General features: G+C 61.6%; 5 protein-coding genes and 2 pseudogenes. 3 read left to right on the top strand and 4 right to left on the bottom strand.

Annotated elements, in window-relative coordinates:
* Positions 1 to 297: 297 nt before the first annotated feature.
* The 3 genes and pseudogenes from J2J99_RS24410 to J2J99_RS24400 all read left to right on the top strand — a co-directional run.
* Positions 298 to 499: pseudogene (locus tag J2J99_RS24410) on the top strand (LuxR C-terminal-related transcriptional regulator); the annotation flags it as partial.
* A gap of 205 nt (positions 500 to 704) precedes the next feature.
* Positions 705 to 1,064 (top strand): ArsR/SmtB family transcription factor, encoded by a 360-nt coding sequence (locus J2J99_RS24405; protein WP_168300874.1) that lies wholly within the window; start codon positions 705 to 707, stop codon positions 1,062 to 1,064.
* 135 nt (positions 1,065 to 1,199) lie between these two features.
* Positions 1,200 to 1,498 (top strand): annotated as a pseudogene (locus J2J99_RS24400) (nitroreductase family protein); the annotation flags it as partial.
* A gap of 55 nt (positions 1,499 to 1,553) precedes the next feature.
* Here the strand turns inward: J2J99_RS24400 and J2J99_RS24395 are convergent.
* The 4 genes from J2J99_RS24395 to J2J99_RS24380 are packed head-to-tail and all read right to left on the bottom strand — an operon-like array spanning position 1,554 to position 6,827.
* Positions 1,554 to 2,741: a galactarate dehydratase gene (locus tag J2J99_RS24395; RefSeq protein WP_168300875.1), complete on the bottom strand. Its 1,188-nt coding sequence runs from the start codon at positions 2,739 to 2,741 to the stop codon at positions 1,554 to 1,556.
* Between the two features lie 12 nt (positions 2,742 to 2,753).
* The gene (locus J2J99_RS24390) at positions 2,754 to 3,965 is read right to left on the bottom strand and encodes a mandelate racemase/muconate lactonizing enzyme family protein (RefSeq protein ID WP_168300825.1); all 1,212 of its coding nucleotides are present in this window, start codon (positions 3,963 to 3,965) and stop codon (positions 2,754 to 2,756) included.
* On the bottom strand, positions 3,962 to 5,698 hold the full coding sequence (locus J2J99_RS24385) for an ABC transporter ATP-binding protein (RefSeq protein WP_168300826.1): 1,737 nt from the start codon (positions 5,696 to 5,698) through the stop codon (positions 3,962 to 3,964). Before J2J99_RS24385 ends, J2J99_RS24390 begins: the two co-directional genes overlap by 4 nt.
* Positions 5,699 to 5,705: 7 nt before the next feature.
* A complete protein-coding gene (locus J2J99_RS24380; protein ID WP_168300827.1) occupies positions 5,706 to 6,827 on the bottom strand; it encodes an ABC transporter permease in 1,122 nt (373 codons plus the stop codon).
* Position 6,828: the final 1 nt, after the last annotated feature.

Genomic DNA, 6,828 nt, shown 5'->3' with positions numbered 1-6,828 from the left:
GATTGTTTTCCCAAGTAACTGCGCAATTTTGAACGAAAGCGCTTCAGTTGCGCAGTTACTATATGCCGCGATTCGTGACTGAATTACAAATGCTTAACCAAATCTCGCCTCGAGGCACGCGAAACGGGTTCCGGAATCTGGCAATTCGCGGGCAAATCGGCGAGCGATTCGCATTCGCACATGGGCTGAAGAGCAAGGCCTACACCGACGGTTATGCACATGAAATTCATGAAATTTTCGCGATGCCGCAGCCGGAACGGAACGGCCCCGGGCCGACCATGCCCGTCATCCTGCAAAGAGACGTTGACGCAGCGCGAGCACGAAGTGGCGCGCGGACGCCTCAACAGGCAGATCGCCTTCGATCTCGGCATCAGCGAGGTGACGGTCAAGCTCATCGCAGCAATGTCATGCAAAAGATGGAGGCCGCCTCGATTGGTGAACGGATCCGGGCTTGTGAAACGCTGGTGGCGCGCAAATGCGTCAGGCCGGCTCGCGTTAGCTCTGCCTGGTGCTTGCAATGAAGACGAATACCGGCCTCGCACACGACCCGCCTGTCCATTTCATGCGCGCCGTATCCGATTCGCGTTGAAAAAGACGCCGCGGCGCCGGCAATGGGTTCCGGCTTCGCACCCATGCGTTATCTCTAAATTAAAGCTCAGGGAGATGACCTCATGCCCGGCTTTGATTCCATAAGGAGATCACGCCTGAACAATCGATCGTCATCCACGCCTTCCCATGAAACCAACACCTTCGACATCGAAGCAACTTTCTTGTCGGCCATGGGGAACGCCAAACGGCTCCACATTCTGCATCTGTTGACCGCGGGAGAAGTGTCGGTAACAGACCTGGCGGATAAAGTCGGATTGAGCCAATCTTCGACTTCCCAGCATCTGGCAATTCTTCGAGAACACGGACTCGTGCAGACGCGAAGGGCTGCTCAGACGATCTATTATTCCCTTCAGTCGGGCATGGCGAGGACGATGCTCGATACGCTCGCCGATATCTTCGGATCGCGCCGTCGTTCCCCTGAACAACGCCTCCGAGCCGGCCACCTGACCAAATGACCATGTTGCTCTTGCCGCTGAATCCCTGATGAACGTTTGATGTACGCTTCCTAGACCAGGGTATGGTTATGCCTCCATTGCGAATGGAGATTATGAACCACAGCAGCAACAGAATGGTCAGGAGAAGGCGATACAGATTGGCAGGCGCGCCAGCGCGCAGCAATCGCAAACTGGAGCGGCTTCGGTGCGCCAGCCGCGCTGTTCTGCTACATCGACCGTGACCTTGGCCCGCCCCCAATAGGCGGAAGTCGGCATGTATCCGCAGACCGTCATGCTGCTGCTGCGCGCCCGCACAGTTGCCCGCAGATGGTATGGTCACAGGTTCGCGAGACGTTCGCGGAAGCCCCTCGCCACCGGCCGGGCCCATCCTCTTCTGCGGCATGTCTTCATCGCCAGGATACGCTCAGTGCTGCCGACAGATGCTGAGAGCATAAAAGAAACTGGCCGCTCCATGCGGAAGCAGCCTGGTCCTGATTTCCAGCAACGTCTTCAAGCGAAGGCGTAGGAGCCGTCCGGCCGCTTCGGAACGCGCCGCTGCCAGTGGATGTAGCCTTCCTCCTCCATCGCCTTCTCGTCCATTTCGACGCCCCAGCCGGGCCGGTCGGGGCGCAGTTCGAGATAGCCGTCCTTCGGCAGGTAGGGGTCGACGACGTAGCGGGTCTCTCCCTGGCGCTTCTCGACATCGAGGCCGCCATAAACATAGGCCTGGCCTTTCGGCAGCCGGTATTCGAGGATGCGGAAATTCTGCGCGGCCGCCGAGAAATGCACGTTGACGGCTGTCGCGAGCGGACCCATCGGGTTGTGCGGAGCGACACCGACGAAGTAGGCTTCGGCAAGCGTGGCGATGCGGCGCATCTCGCTTATGCCGCCGACGACGCAGATATCGGGCTGGATCAGATCGGCGCCCTTGACCTGCAGCAGCCGCAGGAACTCGTTTCTGTTGTAGAGCGACTCGCCGGTTGCCAGCACGCAGTTGAGCCCCTGTTTCAGGTCACCCCAGGCCTCGATATTTTCCGGACGCAGCGGCTCCTCGAAAAACAGCGGATCGTAAGGCGCCAGCGCATTGCCGAGCTGCCTTGCGGCAATCGGCTCGAAGATCTTGGCATGCGCGTCGAAGGCGATATCGTATTCGTCATTGACCGTCTCGCGCAGCGAGCGGAAGTAATCCGCTGACGCCTTCACGACATTTCCCCAGCGATGGGCGTGCATGTCGATCCGCCAGGGGCTGAGCTTGAAGGCGGTAAAACCCCATTCCTCCTTAAGGCGGTCGAATTCGTCGCGGGCGGCCGGCGCATCGGGCGCAGTATAGACCCCGGCATAGACCTTGATGCGCTCACGCACCTCGCCGCCGAGCAGCTTATAGACCGGCACGTTCGCCGCCTTGGCCGCCAGATCCCACAGGCAGTGATCGAGCGCCGAGATCGCGGCAAGGCCGAGTGCGCCCGGCGGGAAACGGCTCTGCTGGATCAGCAGATTGACCAGATAGTCGACGCGCGTCGGATCCTGGCCGGAGAGAAATCCATAGAGATAATCGAGCAGCGGCGGCAGCGCCTTGTCGGGGCCGTGATTGTAGCATTCGCCCCAGCCGGTCAGCCCATCGTCGGTATCGAGCGCGACGATCACGCGCGGACGGTCCTTGTCGCGGGTCATGAAAACCCGCATGCGATCGATTTTCATCATTCTGTCCTTCTAGCGATTGAAATAGCTGCGGCGCGCCACGCGCGTCTGCACGTAGACATGCTCGTTGTCGGTTCCGGGATTGTAGGCGCCGGCAGCTTGCGGCACCGAGACATTGCCGCCGGTGGGGAAACGGGCGACGAACGCCTCGTCGATATCGCAGCCCAGCCCCGGACCATCGGGAACGGCAATCGAGCCGTCGACCTGCTCAGGGTGCGGCACGATCGTCTGGCGGCGGCCGTCCCAGTCGTCGTCGAGGCGCTCCAGTATGAGGGCGTTCGGGATTGCGGCCAGCAGATGAAGGGCGGCATATTCCGCCACCGGCCCGAGCGAGCCGGAATGCGGCGCCATCTGGATGTGGTGGGCTTCGGCCATGGCCGCGATCTTCTTCATCTGGGTGATGCCGCCGGCCCGGCCGGTATCGGGCTGAATCACGTCGACCAGCTCCCTCTCGATCAGCTCGCGCTCGCCGAAAATGGTGGCCGAGCGCTCGCCGGCCGCAAGCGGCATATGGGCAGCCTCGCGGATGCGCCGGTAGCCTTCGATGTTCTCAGGCGCGATCGGGTCTTCCACCCACATAAGCTCGTAGGGTTCGAGCGCACGCACCAGCCGGCATGCATCCGCAGGTGTCAGCCAAGGCGGTCCATGCAGGTCGATGGCGATATCCATATCGTCGCCAACGGCATCGCGGAGGGCGGCGACCTTGCGCACGGGATCGGAGACCCCGCCGCACTTGATCGCCCTGATGCCGCGCTCCTTGAGTGCAAGCGCGCGCTCGGGCGTGTTGGCATGTGAATAGATCGGAATCCGATCCCGCACCTTGCCGCCAAGCAGCATCCAGACAGGCACGCCGAGCGCCTTGCCCTTCATGTCCCACAGCGCCATGTCGATGCCGCTCATCGCGCCGCCTCCGACCGTTCCGAGCATGCCATGGCCCATCATCGCGATATGCATCTTTTGCCACAGGCGCTCGATATGCGCCGGATCTTCGCCAATGAGCAGGGGCGCAAGGTCGTGGATCGCGGTTTCGACGACGCGCGGCCAGCCTGAGCACTCGCCGATGCCGGTGATGCCTTCATCGGTATCGATCTTCAGGAAGAGCCAGTTTCTCGTGCCGCCGAATTGCTTGGACGTGCGATCGCCGGAACGTTGATCGGCAGCCCAATTCGAGGGATCGGGCTGCCCGACATGCATGAGAAAAGTGCGGATTCCGGTGATTTTCATCTCTGAGAACTTGCATTCTTCAGACTGTCGGGCTTCAGACTTTCAGGCGGGATGTAGCGGAAGCGCCTCGAATGATCGCGGTCGCGCGGATCCGGGCGTGGAATGGCTGAAATGAGCGCCTGCGTATAGGCGTGCTCGGGTGTATTGCAGACCTTCTCCGCATCGCCGATTTCGACGAGCTGGCCTTTGTACATGACGCCGACGCGGTCGCACATGTAGCGGATGACGCCGATATCGTGGCTGATGAAGATATAGGCGAGACCGAGTTGATCCTGCAGGCGCATTAGAAGATCGAGCACCTGCGAGCGCACGGACACGTCGAGCGCCGACGTCGCCTCGTCGGCGACGATGACACGCGGATTGAGCGTGATGGCACGGGCAATGCCTATGCGCTGGCGCTGGCCGCCGGAGAAAGCGTGCGGGTAGCGTTCGCGCGCCCTCGGATCGAGGCCAACCTGCTCCATGAGTTGGCAGACGCGCTCGTCCAACGCCCTTCCCTTTGCAACGCCATTGACGAGCAAAGGCTCGCCAATGATCTGGGAAACGGTCATGCGTGGATTGAGGGAGCCGAACGGATCCTGGAACACCATGCGCAATTCCCGCCGTGCAGCGGCGAGCGTCTGGCCTTTTGCCGTTGCCAGATCGATGACGTCGCCGCCGGCGCGGCGGTAGAGGATTTCGCCGGCGGTCGGATCGAGCAGTCGCATGATCGAGCGGCCCATCGTCGTCTTGCCGGATCCGCTTTCGCCGACAATGCCGAGCGTCTCGCCCGGCAGCAGCGAAATGGAGACATCGTCCAGCGCTTTCACTTCACCGAAATTCATCGACAGATTGCGCAGTTCGAGGATTGGCGCCGCCGTCCTGTCGAGCGGAGCACGTGCCAGCCGGATTTCGGCCTTCTGCTCCAGCTTCAGCACCGAGCCGATCAGCATGCGGGTATAATCGTCTTTCGGCGCATGGAAGATCTGCTCGACCGGCGCATATTCCTTCGCCACACCATTGTGCATCACGAGCACGTCGTCGGCGATCTGTGCGACCACGCCCATGTCATGGGTGATGAAGAGAACGGCCATGCCATTGGCCTTCTGCAGCCGGGCGATCAGGTCGAGAATTTCCGCCTGGGTGGTCACGTCGAGGGCCGTGGTCGGTTCGTCGGCGATCAGAAGCTGCGGCTTACAGGCCAGGGCCATGGCAATCATCGCGCGCTGGCGCATGCCGCCGGAATATTGGAACGCATAGCGATCCAGCGCCTTTTCCGGGAAGGGAATCTCGACCTGCTTCAGCAGTGATACCGCCTCGGCCCGTGCCTCGGCCTTGCTCATCCTTGTGTGCAGACGCAGCGCCTCGACGATCTGATTGCCGACCGTGTGGATCGGCGACAGCGACGACATCGGTTCCTGGAAGATCATCGCGATGTCGCGGCCGCGGATCGCCCGGATCTGGCGTCCGCGTGGATTGAGGCTGGTCAGATCGGTCGAGCCGCCGCTCTGATGGTTCAACGTGATCGATCCGCCGGAAATGCGGCCCGGCGCATCGACGATCTGCAGGATCGAACGCGCCGTCACCGACTTGCCGGACCCGCTTTCGCCGACCACGCAGAGCGTCTTGCCCGGTTCGATCGAGAAAGACAGGTCGTTGACGGCGCGAAAGACGCCGGTGCGCAGCGGGAACTCGACGGTCAGGTTTTTCACCTGGAGCAGCGGCCTGCCGGCAATGGAAACGATATCGGTCATGCCGGCCTCATTTGTTGTAGGGATCGGCCGCGTCGCGCAGGCCGTCGCCGAGAAGGTTGAGCGCCATCACGGCGACCACGACTGCACAGCCCGGCATGAAGAGCCAGGGTGCGGTGGCGATCGAGCGAATGTTCTGGGCTTCGCGCAGCAGCACGCCCCAGGAGATGGTCGGCGGCTGCAGTCCGAGTCCCAGGAAGGAGAGAGAGGTTTCGGCGAGGATCATCGCCGGCACCGCAAGCGTGATCGATGCGATGATGTGGCTGGCAAAACTGGGTAGCATGTGACGAAAGATGATGCGTCTTTCGCGGACACCGTCGAGTCTCGCGGCGGCGACGAACTCTTCGGTGCGCAGCGACAGAAAGCGGCCGCGAACGACGCGGGCGAGCTGCGCCCAGCCGGTCAGCGACAGGATGATCGTGATCATCATATATTGCAGCGTCGCCGGCCAGTCCTGCGGCAGCGCCGCGGCCATGGCGAGCCAGATCGGGATCGTCGGCAGGGACAGCACGAAATCGATCACGCGCTGCATGAAGAAATCGATACGGCCGCCATAATACCCGGAGATGCCGCCGATCACGATGCCGAGCATCAACGACAGGAAGACGCCGACAAGGCCGATCGACAGCGAGACCTGCGAACCCTGCACCGTCCGGCTGAAGACATCGCGCCCAAGCCGGTCGGCGCCGAAGAGAAGCAGCGGCGTGTTCTTGTCGGGCGAGGCGATCAAATGGATGTTGGTATTGAACAGGCCAAATACCGAATATTCGTAGCCACGCCCGAAGAACTGGACGTCGACACGTTTGGTCGTGTCTTCCTTGAAGATGGCCGCCAGGGTTTCCGGATCGCGGGTCAGTTTCATCGGATAATAATGCGGGCCGAAGGAGAACCCGTTCTCGATATCGAGCAGATGCAATCTCTGCGGCGGATGAAAGGTCGCCCGCGCATTTTGCAGGTACGGATCGTTGATGGCGAAGAAACCGGGAACCAGGGCAACGATATACATCAGCACGGTAACGACGAGTGCCGCCATGGCCAGCCGATGCCGGCGGAATGCCCACCAGATCAGCTGCCACTGCGATGCGACGGCGGCGCGGTCCGGCTGCAGATTTGTAACGGTGACGTCGGCCATA

It is taken from the genome of Rhizobium binae, from assembly GCF_017357225.1.
GTDB lineage: Bacteria > Pseudomonadota > Alphaproteobacteria > Rhizobiales > Rhizobiaceae > Rhizobium > Rhizobium binae.
This window is presented reverse-complemented; position numbering and strand designations above follow the sequence as displayed.